Origin of the sequence: Microbacterium sp. 71-23 (assembly GCF_001897265.1) — a bacterium.
Lineage (GTDB): Bacteria > Actinomycetota > Actinomycetes > Actinomycetales > Microbacteriaceae > Microbacterium > Microbacterium ginsengisoli.
Map to the genome: position 1 here is coordinate 210,800 of NZ_MKSL01000008.1, position 16,330 is coordinate 227,129.

General features: G+C 72.8%; 19 protein-coding genes. 13 read left to right on the forward strand and 6 right to left on the reverse strand.

Annotated elements, in window-relative coordinates; genetic code table 11:
- Positions 1–11: 11 nt before the first annotated feature.
- Positions 12–593 (reverse strand): PadR family transcriptional regulator, encoded by a 582-nt coding sequence (locus BGO15_RS01070; RefSeq protein WP_056206260.1) that lies wholly within the window; start codon positions 591–593, stop codon positions 12–14.
- Between the two features lie 114 nt (positions 594–707).
- On the opposite strand from BGO15_RS01070, the gene BGO15_RS01075 reads away from it, so the two are divergent.
- The 4 genes from BGO15_RS01075 to BGO15_RS01090 are packed head-to-tail and all read left to right on the forward strand — an operon-like array spanning position 708 to position 3,312.
- Positions 708–1,046 (forward strand): hypothetical protein, encoded by a 339-nt coding sequence (locus tag BGO15_RS01075; protein WP_056206259.1) that lies wholly within the window; start codon positions 708–710, stop codon positions 1,044–1,046.
- 20 nt (positions 1,047–1,066) lie between these two features.
- Positions 1,067–1,492, forward strand: coding sequence for a GNAT family acetyltransferase (locus BGO15_RS01080; protein ID WP_056206256.1), 426 nt, complete (start codon positions 1,067–1,069; stop codon positions 1,490–1,492).
- Between the two features lie 25 nt (positions 1,493–1,517).
- On the forward strand, positions 1,518–2,411 hold the full coding sequence (locus BGO15_RS01085; protein ID WP_056519701.1) for a phosphoribosylaminoimidazolesuccinocarboxamide synthase: 894 nt from the start codon (positions 1,518–1,520) through the stop codon (positions 2,409–2,411).
- 40 nt (positions 2,412–2,451) lie between these two features.
- On the forward strand, positions 2,452–3,312 hold the full coding sequence (locus BGO15_RS01090) for a VOC family protein (protein ID WP_056519698.1): 861 nt from the start codon (positions 2,452–2,454) through the stop codon (positions 3,310–3,312).
- A 28-nt stretch (positions 3,313–3,340) separates the two neighbouring features.
- Here BGO15_RS01090 and BGO15_RS01095 read toward each other — a convergent pair whose 3' ends face one another.
- The gene (locus tag BGO15_RS01095; RefSeq protein ID WP_056206254.1) at positions 3,341–4,780 is read right to left on the reverse strand and encodes a GH1 family beta-glucosidase; all 1,440 of its coding nucleotides are present in this window, start codon (positions 4,778–4,780) and stop codon (positions 3,341–3,343) included.
- 183 nt (positions 4,781–4,963) lie between these two features.
- On the opposite strand from BGO15_RS01095, the gene BGO15_RS01100 reads away from it, so the two are divergent.
- From BGO15_RS01100 to BGO15_RS01115, 4 genes are all read left to right on the forward strand, one after another.
- Entirely contained in the window at positions 4,964–6,259 is a 1,296-nt protein-coding gene (locus BGO15_RS01100; RefSeq protein ID WP_235557463.1) for an excalibur calcium-binding domain-containing protein, read from the forward strand.
- A 58-nt stretch (positions 6,260–6,317) separates the two neighbouring features.
- Complete coding sequence (purS, locus tag BGO15_RS01105) at positions 6,318–6,566, forward strand: phosphoribosylformylglycinamidine synthase subunit PurS (RefSeq protein WP_045248005.1); 249 nt, start codon at positions 6,318–6,320, stop codon at positions 6,564–6,566.
- Positions 6,563–7,270: a phosphoribosylformylglycinamidine synthase subunit PurQ gene (purQ, locus tag BGO15_RS01110; RefSeq protein ID WP_056519697.1), complete on the forward strand. Its 708-nt coding sequence runs from the start codon at positions 6,563–6,565 to the stop codon at positions 7,268–7,270. The genes purS and purQ overlap by 4 nt, the downstream gene beginning before the upstream one ends.
- Before the next feature lie 88 nt (positions 7,271–7,358).
- Positions 7,359–8,282 carry a 2-hydroxyacid dehydrogenase gene (locus BGO15_RS01115; protein WP_056519694.1) on the forward strand — a complete coding sequence of 308 codons (924 nt, stop codon included), beginning with the start codon at positions 7,359–7,361 and terminating at the stop codon, positions 8,280–8,282.
- 6 nt (positions 8,283–8,288) lie between these two features.
- Here BGO15_RS01115 and BGO15_RS01120 read toward each other — a convergent pair whose 3' ends face one another.
- Both BGO15_RS01120 and BGO15_RS01125 read right to left on the reverse strand, forming a co-directional pair.
- A complete protein-coding gene (locus tag BGO15_RS01120) occupies positions 8,289–9,125 on the reverse strand; it encodes a hypothetical protein (RefSeq protein ID WP_056206247.1) in 837 nt (278 codons plus the stop codon).
- Entirely contained in the window at positions 9,122–9,718 is a 597-nt protein-coding gene (locus tag BGO15_RS01125) for a nucleotidyltransferase family protein (RefSeq protein ID WP_235557462.1), read from the reverse strand. Before BGO15_RS01125 ends, BGO15_RS01120 begins: the two co-directional genes overlap by 4 nt.
- 47 nt (positions 9,719–9,765) lie before the next feature.
- Here BGO15_RS01125 and BGO15_RS01130 point away from each other — a divergent pair, with 47 nt between their 5' ends.
- Together BGO15_RS01130 and BGO15_RS01135 are read left to right on the forward strand one after the other, a co-directional pair.
- Entirely contained in the window at positions 9,766–10,860 is a 1,095-nt protein-coding gene (locus tag BGO15_RS01130; RefSeq protein WP_056206245.1) for an XdhC family protein, read from the forward strand.
- Positions 10,857–11,360 (forward strand): nucleoside deaminase, encoded by a 504-nt coding sequence (locus BGO15_RS01135; RefSeq protein ID WP_235557461.1) that lies wholly within the window; start codon positions 10,857–10,859, stop codon positions 11,358–11,360. Before BGO15_RS01130 ends, BGO15_RS01135 begins: the two co-directional genes overlap by 4 nt.
- 19 nt (positions 11,361–11,379) lie before the next feature.
- On the opposite strand, the gene BGO15_RS01140 is transcribed toward BGO15_RS01135, so the two are convergent.
- A complete protein-coding gene (locus BGO15_RS01140) occupies positions 11,380–12,708 on the reverse strand; it encodes a cytochrome P450 (protein WP_156454800.1) in 1,329 nt (442 codons plus the stop codon).
- Positions 12,705–13,238, reverse strand: coding sequence for a hypothetical protein (locus BGO15_RS01145; RefSeq protein WP_056519690.1), 534 nt, complete (start codon positions 13,236–13,238; stop codon positions 12,705–12,707). The genes BGO15_RS01140 and BGO15_RS01145 overlap by 4 nt, the downstream gene beginning before the upstream one ends.
- A gap of 137 nt (positions 13,239–13,375) precedes the next feature.
- Here BGO15_RS01145 and BGO15_RS01150 point away from each other — a divergent pair, with 137 nt between their 5' ends.
- From BGO15_RS01150 to BGO15_RS01160, 3 genes are all read left to right on the forward strand, one after another.
- Positions 13,376–14,011 carry a TetR family transcriptional regulator gene (locus BGO15_RS01150; RefSeq protein WP_048808983.1) on the forward strand — a complete coding sequence of 212 codons (636 nt, stop codon included), beginning with the start codon at positions 13,376–13,378 and terminating at the stop codon, positions 14,009–14,011.
- 165 nt (positions 14,012–14,176) lie between these two features.
- Positions 14,177–14,944: a nucleoside phosphorylase gene (locus tag BGO15_RS01155; RefSeq protein WP_056206242.1), complete on the forward strand. Its 768-nt coding sequence runs from the start codon at positions 14,177–14,179 to the stop codon at positions 14,942–14,944.
- A complete protein-coding gene (locus BGO15_RS01160) occupies positions 14,941–16,302 on the forward strand; it encodes an 8-oxoguanine deaminase (protein WP_056206240.1) in 1,362 nt (453 codons plus the stop codon). Before BGO15_RS01155 ends, BGO15_RS01160 begins: the two co-directional genes overlap by 4 nt.
- Positions 16,303–16,330 lie beyond the last annotated feature (28 nt).

A 16,330-nucleotide genomic window follows, 5' to 3' on the forward strand; every position in this document is an offset into this window, starting at 1 on the left:
GGGGTCGGGGCTCACGCGGACGCGTGCACGCCCCACGGGTAGGCCTGGGTGACCAGGTCGTCGAGGAGTCGGTCGATCCAGGCGAGGTCGGCGGTGAGCAGCGCCTGCTGCCGCACGATCTCGACGAGGTATTGGGGCTCGGACCCGCGGGCGTCGGCATCGCAGCGCATGCGGGCGATGTCGTCGGCCTCGGCCTCGAGCGCGGCGCGGCGCTCACGCAGCAGCGCGACGGTCTCGGTGCGGTCGAGGTTGTGGGCCTCGGCGAGCGCGATGCGGAACGAGGCGGGCCGGTCGATGCGGGGAAGCTCGCGACGCACCCAGGCTGCGACCGTCTCGTCCCCTTCGGGGGTGAGGGCGTACGTGGTTCGCTCGGGGCGGTTGCCGTCGCGGTCGACACCGGTCTCGACGATCAGCTCGGCGGCGGCGAGCTTGGCCACCGCGTGGTAGAGCGTGCCGTTCGCGAGTGTGAGGAGGCGGTCTTCGCGTCGCTCGCGCAGCAGCCGCATCATCTCGTAGGGATGCATCGGGCCTTCGCGCAACAGAGCGAGCACCATGACCCCCATGGGGCTGAGGCGATCGACGTGGTCCGACATGATTACTCCGAGTTGATTAGTCCATGTGGACTATATACCCCGCCGGCGGCATCGGAAGCCGCTCCGGAAAGATCGTGCTCGGGGGCACCGACATCCGCGCCCTACGATGTGCGCATGGTCGATCACGCCGCGCGCGACCGCGCCCACGAGGCATTCGACCCCATCGCCCAGCGCTATCTCGCGCGCGACGGGGTCGACATCGGGCGCATGTTCGGCTCCGAGGGTCTGCGCGTGAGGGGCAAGGTGTTCGCCTTCGTCGGGTTCGACGGCGGCCTCATCCTCAAACTCCCCGAGGCCCGCGTGGACGAGATCTCCGCAGAGGGCTGGGGCACACGCATGGCGATGCGAGGGCGGCCGATGCGGGAGTGGGCGGTGCTCGATGTCGCCGAACTCGCGCATTGGGACGCCGCGGTCGGAGAAGCCTTCGCGTTCGTCGACGAACTCACCGAGTGAGCCCCCGCTAGCCTCGGGGCATGCCCCGCGACATCCGACCCCTGCGGCCCGCCGACATCGAGGCCGTCGTCGCACTGTGGGAGGAGAGCGGGCTCACGCGGCCCTGGAACGACCCGCGCCGCGACATCGAACGTGCACGCACGCTGTGGCCCGACCTGCTGCTCGTCGCCGCGGACGACGATGCGATCGTCGGGACGGTGATGGCGGGCTACGACGGGCACCGTGGGTGGCTGTCGTACCTCGCGACCAGCCCCCGGAACCGTGGCGAGGGCATCGGCCGCGCGCTGGTCGCCGAGGCCGAGTCCCGTCTCACCGCTCTCGGCTGTCCGAAGGTGCAGCTCATGGTGCGCGCCGGCAACGAGCAGGTGCTGGGCTTCTACGATGCGCTCGGATACGAACGCGTCGACGTGACGGTGACCGGCAAGCGCCTCATCGCCGACGCGTGACGGGCGCGCCCGCGATAATGGGCGGGTGACGAGCACCCCCGCACTCCCCGGCTGGCGACACGTGTACTCCGGCAAGGTCCGCGACCTGTATGTGCCCGACGACACGGCAGCGGATGCCGCGGCCTCCCGCCTCCTCGTCGTGGCGAGCGATCGGGTGAGCGCCTTCGACCATGTGCTCGAGCCGGGCATCCCCGGGAAGGGCGCCGTGCTGACGCAGCTGAGCCTGTGGTGGTTCGACCGCCTCGCGGGCGGCGACGGGGGGCGCGGCATCCCGAATCACCTCACGGGAGACGAGCCCCCGGCGGCGGTCGCCGACCGCGCGATGGTGGTCGCCGCCCTCGACATGCAGCCGATCGAGTGCGTCGTGCGCGGCTATCTCACCGGGTCGGGCTGGGCGGAGTACCGGCAGTCGGGCACGGTGTGCGGCATCCCGATCGTGGCGGGTCTGACCAACGGCGACCGGCTGCCCGAGCCCATCTTCACGCCCGCGTACAAGGCGCCGCTCGGCGAGCACGACGAGAACATCACCTTCGAGCGCACCATCGAGCTCGTCGGGGTCGAGAACGCCGAGACGCTGCGCGCCCTCTCGCTCGAGGTCTACGGCCGCGCGGCCGCAGCGGCGGAGGAGCGCGGACTGATCCTCGCGGACACGAAGTTCGAGTTCGGCCTCGACGCGAACGGCGTGATGACGCTCGCGGACGAGGTGCTGACCCCCGATTCGTCGCGCTATTGGGATGCCGCGGCCTGGCGCACCGGCGAGACCCCGGCCGAGCGCATGGCGAGCTTCGACAAGCAGATCGTGCGGGACTGGCTGAGCGCGCACTGGGACGGTGCCGGTGAGCCGCCGACGCTGCCCGGCGAGGTGGTCGAGCGGGCGTCCGCACGCTACCGCGAGCTTCTGGTCAAACTCGGAGCTTGACCGCGGGAATGACGCGGCCCGGTGGGTGTTAAGTATTCGTATGAATGAAAAACTCGCCGCCGACACCGCGATGGGCGCCGTGACCCTGCTCGTCGGCGACCTCGACGCGATGACGCGTTACTACCGGGACGTCGTCACCCTCGAGGTGCTCACCGCCGAGGGCGACACCGTCACCCTCGGACGCGCCGGCCGGCCCATCGTGATCCTGCGTCACGACCCGAGCCTGCGGCACGCCCCCGCCGGATCGGCGGGACTGTTCCACACCGCGATCCTGTTCGAGAGTCGCGCAGCCCTCGCCGCCGCGCTCTACAGCGTCGCCCGCCACGCCCCGCAGACCTTCACCGGCAGCGCCGACCACGTCGTCAGCCAGGCGTTCTACTTCACCGACCCCGAGGGCAACGGCATCGAGCTCTACTGGGACCGCGCGCGCACCGCCTGGTCGTGGACCCACGGCCAGGTCGAGATGGCGACGCTCTACCTCGACCCGAACGCGTTCCTGTCGGAACACCTCACCGAGCAGGCCGCCGCGGGTTCGACGGCGGGGGACGCGGCATCCGTCGGTCACGTGCACCTGTCGGTCGGGGATGTCGCGACCGCCCGCGCGTTCTACGTCGACACCCTGGGCTTCGACGCCACCGCGAGCATGGGCAACCAGGCGCTGTTCGTGTCGGCCGGCGGCTACCACCACCACATGGCGATGAACGTGTGGAACTCGCGCGGCGCCGGCCCCCGTATGCCCGCCCTCGGCCTCGGCCGGGTCGAGCTCGCGCTGCCCGACGGCGACGCGATCGGCGAGCTCGGCGAGCGCCTCTCGCACCACGGCATCGCCACCGCGAACGACGGCCGCACCGTCACGTTCGCCGACCCGTGGAACAACGAACTGGTCGCGCACCTCGCCTGAGGCGCGCGGGCGGGTAAGGGAGGCGCGATCACACCGCCCGGTCGGCGATGATGCGCGCGTACGCGAGCGCGGAGTCCTTCGGCGTGCGCTCCTGGGTGTCGTAGTCGACCCGCACGATGCCGAAGCGCTTCTCGTAGCCCCAGGCCCACTCGAAGTTGTCGAGCAGCGACCAGTAGAAGTAGCCGCCGACGTCCACACCCCGCTCGATCGCGGCGTGGATCGCGGCGACATGCCCCTCCAGGAACGCCACCCGGTCGACGTCGTGCACCCGGCGCTCACCGTCATCGACGACGAGCTCGTCGTCGTAGGCGGCGCCGTTCTCGGTGACGAAGAGGCGGGTGCCCGCGGCATCCGCGTACTGGGTCGCGACCCGCACGAGCAGGTCGGTGAGCCCCTCGGGCTGCACCTCCCATCCCATGCCGGTGCGCGGCAGTCCCCGCTCGAACCAGTGCACGTCGTCGGCGGCGGGGAAGGGCGAGGCGCCCTCACGCTCGGTGGGAGCCTGATCGGCGGGCGGCGCCTGCTCGGGCACGCGTCCACCGACGAACTCGTTGTGGTAGTAGTTCACGCCGAGTGCGTCGATCGGCGTCGAGATGACGGCGAGGTCGCCCGGCCGCACGGCCGCCTCGAGCGCATCGACCGCCTCGGGGTCGACGGCGCGGATGTCGTCGACGACGTCCGCGGGGTACGCCCCGAGGAACACCGGGTCGAGAAACCAGCGGTTGAACTGGCCGTCGATGCGGCGGGCGGCATCGAGGTCGCGCGGGTCGGACGGATCGGCGGGCTGAGCGCCGGTGAGGTTGAGGGTGATGCCGAGCGACAGGTCGGCGTCGCGGGCGCGCAGCTGCATCACCGTCTGGCCGTGGCCGAGCAGCAGGTGATGGGCCGCGAGCAGCCCCTCGCGTCGCGAATAGTGGCCGGGAGCATGGAGGCCCGCGGTGTAGCTGAGGAAGGACGAGCACCACGGCTCGTTGAGCGTCGTCCAGACGTTCACCCGGTCGCCGAGGGCGTCGTGCACGTCGAGGGCGTACTCGGTGAAGCGCTCGGCGGTGTCACGCACCGTCCAACCGCCTCGCTCCTGCAGCGCCTGCGGAAGATCCCAGTGATAGAGCGTGAGCCACGGCAGGATGTCGGCGCCGAGCAGTTCGTCGACGAGCCGCGAGTAGAAGTCGATGCCCGCCGGGTTGAGCGCGCCGCCGTCGGGTCGCACCCGTGACCACGACACCGAGAACCGGTAGGTCTGCAGCCCCAGGCGCTTCATGAGCGCGACGTCCTGCGGGTAGCGGTGGTAGTGGTCGCAGGCGGTCTCGCCGTCGTCACCCGCGATGACCGCGCCGGGCACGCGGCAGAACGCGTCCCAGATCGAGTCGCGGCGCCCGTCGACGTGCGCGGCTCCCTCGATCTGGAATGCGGCGGTCGCGGCACCGAAGAGGAAGTCGTCGGGGAAACGGCGGGGGGAGACGCTCATGGCCCCCATTATTGGGCACGTCCGAGCGTTCCTCGAATCGATTCGACGATGGGACGGGAATCTCCCATGTGGAACCTGGATCCCGCATACGGGTCTGCTCGTCGAGTTCGACCCTCGGATGCTCCGGCGCAAAGTATGAGCGTCGGCGATGTGTGAGCTTTGACAGAGCTGTGTAACTGAGAAATGCTGACGCTCATGGGGAACGTGGGGAGGAAGCGCTGGATCGTGCTGCTCGCAGCCACGGTCGCGCTCATCGTTGTCGCCGCCGTCACACCGCCGGCGGTCGGAATCATCATCGCGCTCATCGTGGCGCCGGCGACGATCGTCGTCGCGATCGTCGCCTTCGTGCGAGGCGGCATCAGGGTCGTCGGTCTCTCGACGCGGGGGCTGGCCGCCCTCGCATTCGGCATGGGATTGGTGCTCTTCGTCGGCGCCGCGGCAGCGGCCGGCAGCCGGCTCGACAGGCCGTCGACGCAGCAGGCAGCAGCATCCGCTCCGGCAACGACTGCCTCACAGACACCGGCTGCCCCGACGCCGACGCCGACCTCACTGTCGGACGAGGCGGTCGAGGCGGCGGGCCTCGCCACGGCCGGCGGTGCCAGCGTGGTCGTCTCGACCGCGTCGTCGGGATCGGCGCTCGACGTGCTCGCCACGCTGCCGGTGCAGGCGGCGACCTCGCTCAGCGGCTATTCCCGGGACGCCTTCGGGCCGGCGTGGGCCGACGTCGACAAGAACGGGTGCGACACGCGCAACGACATCCTCGCGCGGGATCTGACCGGCATCACGCGACCGGGCTCCTGCACGGTGACCGCGGGAACACTCACGTCGGCCTACTCCGGTGCGGTGGTGACGTTCACCCGCGGCGAGAAGACATCGCCCCTCGTGCAGATCGATCACGTGGTGTCGCTCGCCGACGCCTGGACCACGGGCGCGCAGACGCTCACGGCCGACCAGCGTCGCAGTCTCGCGAACGACCCTCTCAACCTGCAGGCCGTCGAGGGCGCTCTCAACGAAGCGAAGAGCAACCTGGATGCCGCGGGCTGGCTCCCGCCGCTCGCCGGCTACCGCTGCACGTTCGTCGCGCGGCAGATCGCCGTCAAGAACACCTACGGGCTCTGGGTGACGCCGGCGGAGAAGGCCGCGATGACGTCGGTGCTCGCCTCGTGCCCCGCGCAGCCGACCCCGGCATCGTCGTTCCAGGCGGCGGCCGTCGTCGCGCAGCCGGCACCGGCACAACCCGCTCCCGCTCCGGCCCCCGCCAAGCCCGCACCCGCCCAACCCGCACCCGCCCCGGCACCCGCGAAACCGGTCCCGGCGCCGGCGCAGCCCGCACCCGCCCAACCCGCACCCGCGCAACCGGACGTCGCCTACAAGAACTGCTCCGAGGTGCGCGCGGCCGGCAAAGCGCCGCTGTACCGCGGTCAGCCCGGGTACGCCGCGAAGCTCGACCGCGACGGCGACGGGATCGCCTGCGAGTGAGCGCCCCGCGCGCCTAGACTGGGGGCGAACCCCTGCCCGCGACATCCGGAGCTTCGCAATGCCCACCATCGTCGTCGACGTCATGCCCAAGGCCGAACTGCTCGACCCGCAGGGGAAGGCCGTCACCGGCGCGTTCGCGCGACTCGGCGTCGACGCCTTCAGCGGAGTGCGCATCGGCAAGCGCTTCGAGCTGACCGTCGAGGGCGAGGTGTCCGACGAGGTGCTCGCCGAGGCATCCCGTGTCGCCGCCGAGGTGCTGTCGAACTCCGTCATCGAGGACGTCGTCGGCATCGAGGTCGTCGAGTGACGGTACGCATCGGGGTCGTCACCTTCCCCGGCTCGCTCGACGACGTCGACGCACGCCGCGCGGTGCGCATCGCCGGTGCCGAGCCGGTCGCCCTGTGGCACGCGTCGCACGATCTCGACGGCGTCGACGCGCTGATCCTGCCCGGCGGCTTCAGCTACGGCGACTACCTGCGTGCCGGCGCCATCGCGGCCCTCGCGCCGATCATGCGGGACGTGAAGGATGCCGCGGCGAAGGGCATGCCCGTACTCGGCATCTGCAACGGCTTCCAGATGCTCGTCGAGGCGCACCTGCTGCCGGGCGGACTCATCCGCAACGCGCACCAGCAGTTCATCCGCCGCGACCAGCGCCTGCGCGTCGAGAACACGTCCACCGCGTGGACGAGCGACTTCGCCGACGGTCAGGAGATCGTCATCCCCCTGAAGAACGCGGACGGCGGCTACGTCGCCTCCGACGACGAGCTCGACCGTCTCGAGGGCGAGGGGCTCGTCGCGTTCCGCTACACCTGCGTGAACCCGAACGGGTCGCTGCGCGACATCGCCGGCCTCACCAACCCGGCGGGCAACGTCGTGGGCCTCATGCCGCACCCCGAGCACGCCGTCGAACCCGGCTTCGGTCCCTCGACCGCGGCCGCGATGCGCTCGGGCGTCGACGGTCTGTCGTTCTTCTCATCGGCGATCGCGGCCGTCGTCGGCGCCGCCGCCTGACCCGGCCGGGCGCACCACCCGACCGGGCGTGCAGCACCGCGCACACGCCGCGACCTGGCGCCCGTCGGCGCGGGGGTAACGTCGAGGTGTGACATCCCCTCTCGTCGTCTCGGTTCCCACCGAGGGCCTCGCCCGTGATCTGCAGCCGCTTCCCGAGAACGTCGAGGTGGTGGTCTGGCCGATGACCGGCCCCGCCCCCTGCGACCGCATCGACATCGTCGTACCGCCGTACCAGAACCTCAACGCCGCCCTCGGGCAGCTGGCCGGGGTCGAGGTCGGACTCGTGCAGAGCCAGTCGATCGGCTACGAGGGCATCGCCGCACTGCTGCCCGCGGGCGTTCCGCTCGCGAACGCCGCGGGCGTGCACGAGACCTCCACCGCCGAGCTCGCCGTGGGTCTCGCGATCGCGTCGCTGCGGCGCCTCGACCAGTTCGCCCGCGACACCGCGACCGCCACCTGGAACCCGGTCTTCGGCACGAGCCTCGCCGACCGCCGTGTGCTCGTGCTCGGCTGGGGCGGCGTCGGGAAGGCGATCGGCGCGCGACTGATCCCGTTCGAGGTCGACCTCACCGCCGTCGCCTCGCGAGCCCGCGACGAGGACGGCGTCGCCGTGCACGGCTTCGCCGAGCTCGCCGACCTGCTGCCGCGCACCGAGGTGCTCATCCTCGCTCTTCCGGGCGGCGACAGCACGCGCCACATCATCGACGCCGCCGCGCTCGCCCTGCTCCCCGATGGCGCGCTCGTCGTGAACGTCGGCCGCGGGCCGCTCATCGACACCGACGCGCTCGTCGCGGAGACCGCGTCCGGGCGCCTGCGCGCCGCGCTCGATGTGACCGACCCCGAGCCGCTTCCCGCCGACCACCCGCTGTGGCGGTCGCCGGGTGTGCTCATCGCCCCTCACGTCGGCGGGGCGTCGAGCGCGATGCGCCCCCGCCTGGTGCGCGTGCTGCGCGATCAGATCACGCGCGCCGCACGCGGCGCCGCACCGATAAACATCGTCGTCGCCGGCTGATCGCGGCTACGAGTTGGGCGTGACCGGGGTGCGGGCGACCGGGTAGGCGTCGACCGTCACGGTGTCGTCGCGCGCCGTGAACCGCAGATCGGCGCCGTCGGGGAACGCCTGCTCGACGGCGGGCGTGAAGACGACCGGACGACCGTTCGAGGCGAGCGGGTTCGTGTCCGCACTCGTGCCGATACGCACATCGACCACGACCGGAAGGGTGCCGAGTGCGCAGCCGATGAGCGAGGCATCCGGATAGACATCGGGCTGCGGGATCACGGCGATGCACCGCATGTCTCCCGCGGGCGGAATCACCGTGTAGACGGACATCCCGAGGTACGACTCGTACGCCCGCGACGAGGTGGACGTGCCCGTGAACATGACTGCCGACGGCGCATCACCGGGGATGCGCTGCAGCACGGCGGCGTGCTGCGAGGTGACGACGTGGGTGACGAGAAGCGTCGTACCCGTCGACAGCCCGGCCACGACGACGAGGCTCGCGATCCACCAGATCGCGGTGACCCGATCGACGCGCGGGCGCATGCGACGCCACAGCGACACATCGGATGCCGCCCCATCCGCGTCGCGCTCACCCCCACCGCTCGCACGCGTTCCGGCACCGGGCCCCGGCACAGCGCCCGACTCGGTGGCCGGATCGTCCGCGGGGCGGACGACGGGCGGCTCGAGGACCGATCGTGTCCTGACGGTCGCCGCGGGGGCCGCGGCATCCGTCGCCCTGCGGCCCTCGAGCACGTCGAGGCGCGCGAGCGCGACGGGATCTCCCGCGATGTCGGCGTGGGGTCCGTACGCGCGCAGTCGCAGCGCGGCGAGCTCGGCGCGTTCGTCGCCGGTCACGGCGCGGGCCGTTCGTCGATGTCGCGACCATCCCACAGATCGTCGCAGGCGACGAATGTCGCCCCGTGCGCGGCGAGATAGGGGCCGGCACCCCGGTCGCCCGCGACGGTGGCCGCCACCGCGGCCCAGTGGTCGCGCCCGATCAGAACCGGGTGCGACGGGGCGCCCGCGACGGTCGCCTGCACGAGAGCGGATTCCGCGGCCTCCGCGGCGGCCCCGAGCACGCGCGCGACCGCGGCCGCCGGCAGCGTCGGGGTGTCGACGGGCACGATCACCGCGAGCTCCGCCCCGGTCGCGGCCGCGGCGTCCAGAGCCGAGCGCACGCTCGCCGACAGCCCGTCGTTCCAGTCGGGCACCAGCACGGCACGACCGGGGGCGGGGATGCGCCGGGCGACCTCCGCCGCGGCGGCGCCCACCGTCACGAGCACCGGGTCGCAGCCGGACGCGGCGAGAAGCGCCACCGCCCGGTCGAGCCAGGGCGTGCCGTCGGCATCGGCCGCGAGCGCCTTCGGCCCGCCGTAGCGGGTGCCCGCGCCCGCCGCGAGCACGATCCCGCAGGGTGCCCCCACGACCGGCAACGGCGTCACGTCCACCGCGCCAGCGTAGCCCGCCCGAAACACGCGAGGGCTAGCGTGGCGGCATGCTCGAGCTTGCGACCGACCTGCTGCCGCTGCTCGCGGCGGGCGAGCGCGTCGCGGTCGTGACGGTCGCGCACGTGGCGCGTTCGGCGCCGCGCGGCGCCGGCGCGGCGATGGCGATCACGTCCGACGCGCGGGCGATCGGCTCGATCTCCGGCGGCTGCGTCGAGGCGGATGCGGTCGCGCTCGCCCTCTCGTGCCTGGCGACCGGACGGGGTCAGACCGCGCGCTTCGGCTTCACCGACGAGCAGGCCTACGCCGCCGGTCTCGCCTGCGGCGGCTCGATCGAGGCTGTGGTCAGTGTGCTCGATCCCGCCGACACGGTCGTGCGCGACGCTCTCGAACGCGTCGCGGCGGGTCGCCGCGCGGCGGTCGGCATCGTTGCCGCGGGGCCCGACACCGGCCGCATCCTCCCCCTCGACGCCGGCGGCAGCGAGACGCGCCTCGGCGAGCATGACGGATGCCCCGTGCTCGCCGTCGTGCAGACGCCCCCGCCCGCGCTGTACCTGCTGGGTGCCGGCGAGCACGCCGCCGCGCTATGCCGGGTGGCCGCCGCCGCCGGCTTCGCAGTCACCGTGTGCGACGCGTGGGAGCTGCTGGCGACGCGCGAGAGGTTCCCCGCGGCAACCCGGATCGTCGTCGACCTGCCGCACGACTTCCTCGCGACGCTCGACCCCGTCGACCTCGACGACCGCACTGCGATCTGCGTGCTCACCCACGACGAGCGCCTCGACGTGCCCGCCCTCGAGGTCGCGCTGCGGCTTCCGGTCGGCTTCGTCGGGGCGATGGGCGCCCGCTCGACCGTCGCGCACCGTGCCACGCGGCTGCGCGAGGCGGGGCTCGGCGACGACGACCTCGCCCGGCTGCACTCGCCGCTCGGGCTCGACCTCGGCGGACGCACCCCCGAGGAGACCGCGCTCTCGGTGCTCGCCGAGATCGTCGCAGCACGCCACGGCGGATCCGCGGTGCCGCTGCGAGAGCGCCGGGGCGCCATCCACGCCCGCGCCGCCGCCGACACGATGCTTCCGACCGAGGCGGACGCCGCGGCATCCGCCTGTGCCCTGCCCGCCCTCGCGACCCTGGAGGCACACCGGTGAGCCTCACCCCGCCACTGCCCGCCGACGCGCTCGCTCCCGTCGACCTCGGCCATCTCGAGCACGCGATCACCCTCGCCCGCGCCGCCCGCGACCGCGGCGACCATCCGTTCGGGGCCGTCGTGGTCGCGCCCGACGGCACGGTCGTCGAGGGCCTGAACTCGGTCGTCACACAGGACGACCCGACCGGCCACGCCGAGACGAACCTCGTGCGCGCCGCCGCCGCGCGGCTCACGACCGAGGCGCTGCGGGGCGCCACGCTCTACACGAGCACCGAGCCGTGCGCGATGTGCACCGGCGCGATCTACTGGGCGGGGATCCCGCGCGTCGTCTATGCGCTCGGCGAGGACGAGCTGATCCGCATCGTGCAGGCGCAGGAGGGCATCCCGACGCTCGCGCTCCCCTGCCGCGAGGTGTTCGCCCGCGGCGGGCGCCCGATCGAGGTCATCGGACCGGTGCTGCTGCCCGAGGCGGCGGCCGTGCACGACGGCTTCTGGATCTGACCCGGGCCGAGAGCACCGTTCACGACCGGCGACGAGCGGATGCCGCGATCCCCCGCCGCGGCCGCAGCGTGACCGTGAACTCCAGCCGCACCGGACGGGTGACCGTGATGTCGAGCGCGCGGGTCAGCATGGCGACGATGAGGGTCGCCTCGATCCACGCGAACTGCTCGCCGATGCACCCGCGCGGCCCCGCACCGAACGGCACGAAGTCATAGCGCAGCCCGCCGGGCCGGCGCTCCCACCGATCGGGATCGAACACGGTCGGCTCGTCGTACCACCGCGCGCTGCGGTGGATGACCCAGGGCGACACCCCGACGACGTCGCCCGGCGACGCCTCGAATCCCCCGAACGCGATCGGCGCGTCGAGCGAGCGCCCGAACACCCAGGCCGGCGGGAACAGGCGGATCGTCTCCTGCACGACCCGCCGCGTGAACGGCAGCCGGCCGCGCGGGTCGAGCCACGAGGCATCCCCCGCCTCATCGACCTCGGCGCGGATGCGTTCGGCCAGGTCGGGGCGCGACGCGAGCTGCCAGAGGCAGAAGGCGATGGCGTTCGCGGTCGTCTCGTGACCGGCGACCATGAGGGTGATCACCTCGTCGGCGATCTCCGCATCGGTGAGCCGGTCGGCCCCGCCGCTCTCGGGGTCGCGTGCCGCCACGAGCGTCGACAGCGCGTCGCGCCCGTCGGCGCCGGACGCCCGCCGTTCGGCGACCAACCGGGTCACGAGGGCGAGCAGTCGCTCACGGGCCTCGACGATGCGACCCGACGTCACGACCTCGGCGCCCGCGCGCGCTCCGGGCCGCAGGCGCACGAACTCGGTCAGCGCTGTCTGCAGCGCCGTGCGCACCTCGTCGGCGTGGTCGTCGAGTCGCGCGCCGAGGATCGTGCGCCCCACGATGAGCAGGGTGAGTCGAGTCATCTCGGCGTGCAGATCGACGGATGCCGCGGCCAGCCGCTCGATGCTCGCCTGCACCTCCTCGACCATCACCGCGGTGTACGCGTCGAGCTGCGTGGGTGAGAACGCCGCCCCGACGAGCCGGCGCGCCCGCGCATGAGCCGCCCCCTCCGACGTCAGCAGACCCTGCCCGAGCAGCGCGCTCGTGGCCTGCACGCCCGGCCCCTTGTGCACGTCGCCCGCGTGGGTGACCAGGAGGGTGCGCACATCGTCGGGCTCGGTCAGCAGGAAGACCCGCCGCCGACCGCGCCCCATGCGGATGGTCTCGCGCCCGTCACGGGTGAGCCGGCGCAGCATCGCGCCCGGGTTGCGGGTGGGAAGCGCCAGGGCGCTCTGCGCGGCCACCTCGAGGATCGACCGCGGGCGCGCTCCGAGCACGGCGGGCGCGCTCATGCGCCGCACGCCCAGTCGACCTCGCCGCTGAGCGTGTGCCCGCTCTCGGTCACCGAGAGGTGCAGCGACCCGCCCGAGGCGGTCGTGGTGACCGGCACCGCCGGGAGGGCGAGCGGGTAGGTGACACCACCCTCGGTGATCGTGCCGGAGAGCGTGCCCGACCACGACCCGGGCCCGGTGTACCCGACGATGCGCACGCTCATCGTCACCGAGTACCCCTGAATCTCGGCGGACGCGACGCTCGCGTGATACGTGCGCGCCGACACCGCGCACGCGACATCGGTGTTCACGTGCCCCGCCACCGCGAGCGGCGATGTGATCGCGAGGGTGAGCGACCCCGCGCCACCCGACCCGGTGCCGACGGCGGTCGGCGAGGGGATCGGCGCGGCCGACGGGAGCGAGGACGACGGCGTACCGGTGGGCGCCGGCGACACAGCGGCACTCAGGTCGCTGCGCGACACCTGGCCGCAGCCGGCGAGCGCGAGCACGGCGGCGAGCGCGACGACGGCGAGGGGGGCGGATCGTCTCATGGCGGTCCCTTCGAGCGGGTGACGGGTGCGCTCACCGTATGCACGCGTCTCGGCCCCCGCAACCGTGCCACGTGGCACTCGAGTGCCATTTCACGCCGGCCCGCCCGCGGGTGAAGGATGTCTGCACAGGAGGCCCCATGACGCCCACGGATGCCCCGCCCGACCGCCGCGAGCGCAACCGCCGCCGGGTCAGGGAGGCCCTGCGCACAGCCGCGCTCGAGCTCTTCAGCGAGAAGGGCTTCGCGGAGACGACCGTCACCGACATCACCGAGCGCGCCGACGTGTCGCGCCGCACGTTCTTCCGCTACTTCGAGAGCAAGGAGGACGTCATCGGCAACGATCTTCGCGACCTCCTCCCCCGCGTGCTGCGAGAGCTCGAGAGCCGTCCGCGTGACGAGCATCCGCTCGCGTCGATCCACGCGTCGGTGCTGTCGGTCGTCCCAGAGAAGGGGCCGCCGGCCCTGGTCTTCCGCATCGGCCGACGTGCCGAGCTGCTGCCGTTCGGGCGCCGACTGCTGCCCGTGCTGATGCAGTGGGAGCAGGGCATCGCCGCGACGCTCCTGGTGCGGTGGGGCGCGACGCCGGCTGCGGCATCCGAGGAGCTGCGCCTTCGCGCCACCGTCACCGCGTGCGCAGCGACCTCGGCCCTGCGGTGCGCGGCGCTCTACACCCGCATGACCCCGACGGGGCAGTTCACCGTCGACCCCGACATCGTCTCGGTGGTCACCCGCGCCCTCGACATCATCGCCGAGGGGTGCCCGCCTCCCGGCTGAGCGGATGCCGCGGCCTCCGACACGACCGCGAAACACGCGAGTGTTAGCGTCACCGACAACGCGTGTCCTATCTACCATGACCGCCCGGATCTGGGGGCGGATCCGTCGGCTCAGGGCGGGGACGGCGACGATTCCGTTCGTCCATCCACCCCAGGAGCCGCCCCCATGTCCACCGTCGTCGACAAATCCCAGGCAGGGCTCACCGCCCGCCAGTACCACGTCGGACTCGAGCCGGGCGAGGTCTCCTCGGTCGCGCTGCTGCCCGGTGACCCGTTCCGCGTCCCCCTCGTGGCGGAGTTCCTCACCGACGTGCGCGAGGTCGCGTGGCGCCGCGAGCACCGCACGATGACCGGCTGGTACAAGGAGCGCCTCATCACCGCGACCTCCACCGGCATGGGCTGCCCGTCGACCGCGATCGCCGTCGAGGAGCTCGCGCGCGTCGGGGTGCGCTCGTTCATCCGTGTGGGCAGCTCGGCGGGCCTGCAGCCCGGCATCGCCCCCGGTGACCTGCTCGTGAGCGAAGGCAGCTTCCGCAACGACGGCACCACCGACGCCTACCTCCCGAAGGGTTTCCCGGCGGTGCCCGATCTCGAGCTCACGACGACCCTGGCGCGCCACGCCAGCCGCATCGCGGAAGCCGCCGGAACGCGCTCGCACACCGGCATCAGCGTGAGCGACGACGCGTTCTACGCCGAGACGCCCGAATGGATCGGCGAGCTGAACCGCATGGGCATCCTGAACGTCGAGATGGAGGCATCCGCTCTCTACGTCGTCGCGCGTCTGCGGGGGCTGCGCGCCGGCATGGTGTGCGCGTGCTCGAGCAACCTCGTCGAGGGCGCGTCGCTGTACGACGAGTCGAACGCGGCCCTCAAGGACGGCTGGATGCGTTCGATCGAAGCCGCCCTCGACACCGCGGTGGAGCTTCAGCTGTGACCGCGCGTCGCGTGCTCGAGGGCGCCTACGTCGCCACGGTGGATGCCGCGGGCACCGAGCACCGCGCCGGGCACGTGGTCGTCGACGGCGACCTGATCGTCGCGGTGGGCGACGGCCCCGCCCCCGCCGAGCTGCGGGACGGCGCCGAGATCATCGACGCGCGCGGCACCCTCGTCACCCCGGGACTCGTCAACACCCACCACCACCTCTACCAGTGGCTCACGCGCGGCTACGCGCAGGATGCGATCCTGTTCGACTGGCTGACGGCGCTCTACCCGCTGTGGGCGCGCATCGACGCCGACCTCGTCGAGGCGGGCGCCGCCGGCGCCATGGCGGTGCTCGCCCGCTCCGGCTGCACCACGGTCGGCGATCACCACTACGTGTTCCCGCAGGGATCCGGCGACATCGTGGGCGGGCTCGTGGCCGCGGCATCCCGCATCGGCGTGCGTCTGCACGCGACGCGGGGGTCGATGGACCTCGGCGCCTCGCAGGGAGGACTGCCGCCCGACTTCGCGGTCGAGACGACGGATGCCGCGCTCGCGGCGTCGCAGCAGGCGGTCGAGCGGTGGCACGACGCGTCCTTCTCGTCGACGGTGCGCATCGCGATCGCGCCCTGCTCGCCGTTCTCGGTGACCGCCGATCTGCTGCGCGAGGCCGCCGTGCTCGCGCGCGCGCTCGACGTACGGCTGCACACGCACGCGTCGGAGACGGTCGAGGAGGACGCCTTCTGCCAGGAGCGGTTCGGCATGAGCCCGACCGACTACCTCGACAGCCTCGGCTGGCTCGGCGACGACGTGTGGATGGCGCACGCCGTGCACCTCGACGCCCCCTCGATCGCACGGTACGCGGCCACCGGCACCGGCGTCGCGCACTGCCCGTCGTCGAACGCGCGGCTCGCCGCCGGCATCGCGCCCGTGCACGACATGCTGCACGCCGGGGTTCCGGTCGGGCTCGGCGTCGACGGCTCGGCGTCGAACGAATCGGGCCAGCTCGGCATCGAGATCCGCGAGGCCGTGCTCATGAACCGGCTGCGTACCGGCTCCGACTCGTTCTCGGTGCGCGACGGCCTGCGCATCGCGACCATCGGCGGCGCCCGCGTGCTCGGACGCGACGCCGAGCTGGGCTCGCTCGAGCCCGGCAAGCTCGCCGACATCGCGGTGTGGCGCATCGACGGGGTGGAGCACGCGGGCATCCTCGACCCGGTGGCCGCCCTCGGGCTCGGCGCGCTCCCGCCCCTCGCCCGCCTGTGGGTCGGCGGACGCGACGTCGTCGTCGACGGCGCCCTGGCGACCGCCGAGGAGCCCGTGCTCGCCGAGGCCGTCGCCCGCGCCTCGGCGGACCTCGCCGCCCGGGCGTAGGGCGCGCTGGGGCGCACCGCCCGGGCCC

Coding starts and splice junctions, on each gene's coding strand:
- BGO15_RS01150 (WP_048808983.1), top strand. CDS start 13,376: ATGACGCCCACGGATGCCCCGCCCGACCGCCGCGAGCGCAACCGCCGC.
- BGO15_RS01080 (WP_056206256.1), top strand. CDS start 1,067: ATGCCCCGCGACATCCGACCCCTGCGGCCCGCCGACATCGAGGCCGTC.
- BGO15_RS01095 (WP_056206254.1), bottom strand. CDS start 4,780: ATGAGCGTCTCCCCCCGCCGTTTCCCCGACGACTTCCTCTTCGGTGCC.
- BGO15_RS01090 (WP_056519698.1), top strand. CDS start 2,452: ATGAATGAAAAACTCGCCGCCGACACCGCGATGGGCGCCGTGACCCTG.
- BGO15_RS01130 (WP_056206245.1), top strand. CDS start 9,766: ATGCTCGAGCTTGCGACCGACCTGCTGCCGCTGCTCGCGGCGGGCGAG.
- BGO15_RS01145 (WP_056519690.1), bottom strand. CDS start 13,238: ATGAGACGATCCGCCCCCCTCGCCGTCGTCGCGCTCGCCGCCGTGCTC.
- purS (WP_045248005.1), top strand. CDS start 6,318: ATGCCCACCATCGTCGTCGACGTCATGCCCAAGGCCGAACTGCTCGAC.
- BGO15_RS01100 (WP_235557463.1), top strand. CDS start 4,964: ATGCTGACGCTCATGGGGAACGTGGGGAGGAAGCGCTGGATCGTGCTG.
- BGO15_RS01070 (WP_056206260.1), bottom strand. CDS start 593: ATGTCGGACCACGTCGATCGCCTCAGCCCCATGGGGGTCATGGTGCTC.
- BGO15_RS01140 (WP_156454800.1), bottom strand. CDS start 12,708: ATGAGCGCGCCCGCCGTGCTCGGAGCGCGCCCGCGGTCGATCCTCGAG.
- BGO15_RS01155 (WP_056206242.1), top strand. CDS start 14,177: ATGTCCACCGTCGTCGACAAATCCCAGGCAGGGCTCACCGCCCGCCAG.
- BGO15_RS01075 (WP_056206259.1), top strand. CDS start 708: ATGGTCGATCACGCCGCGCGCGACCGCGCCCACGAGGCATTCGACCCC.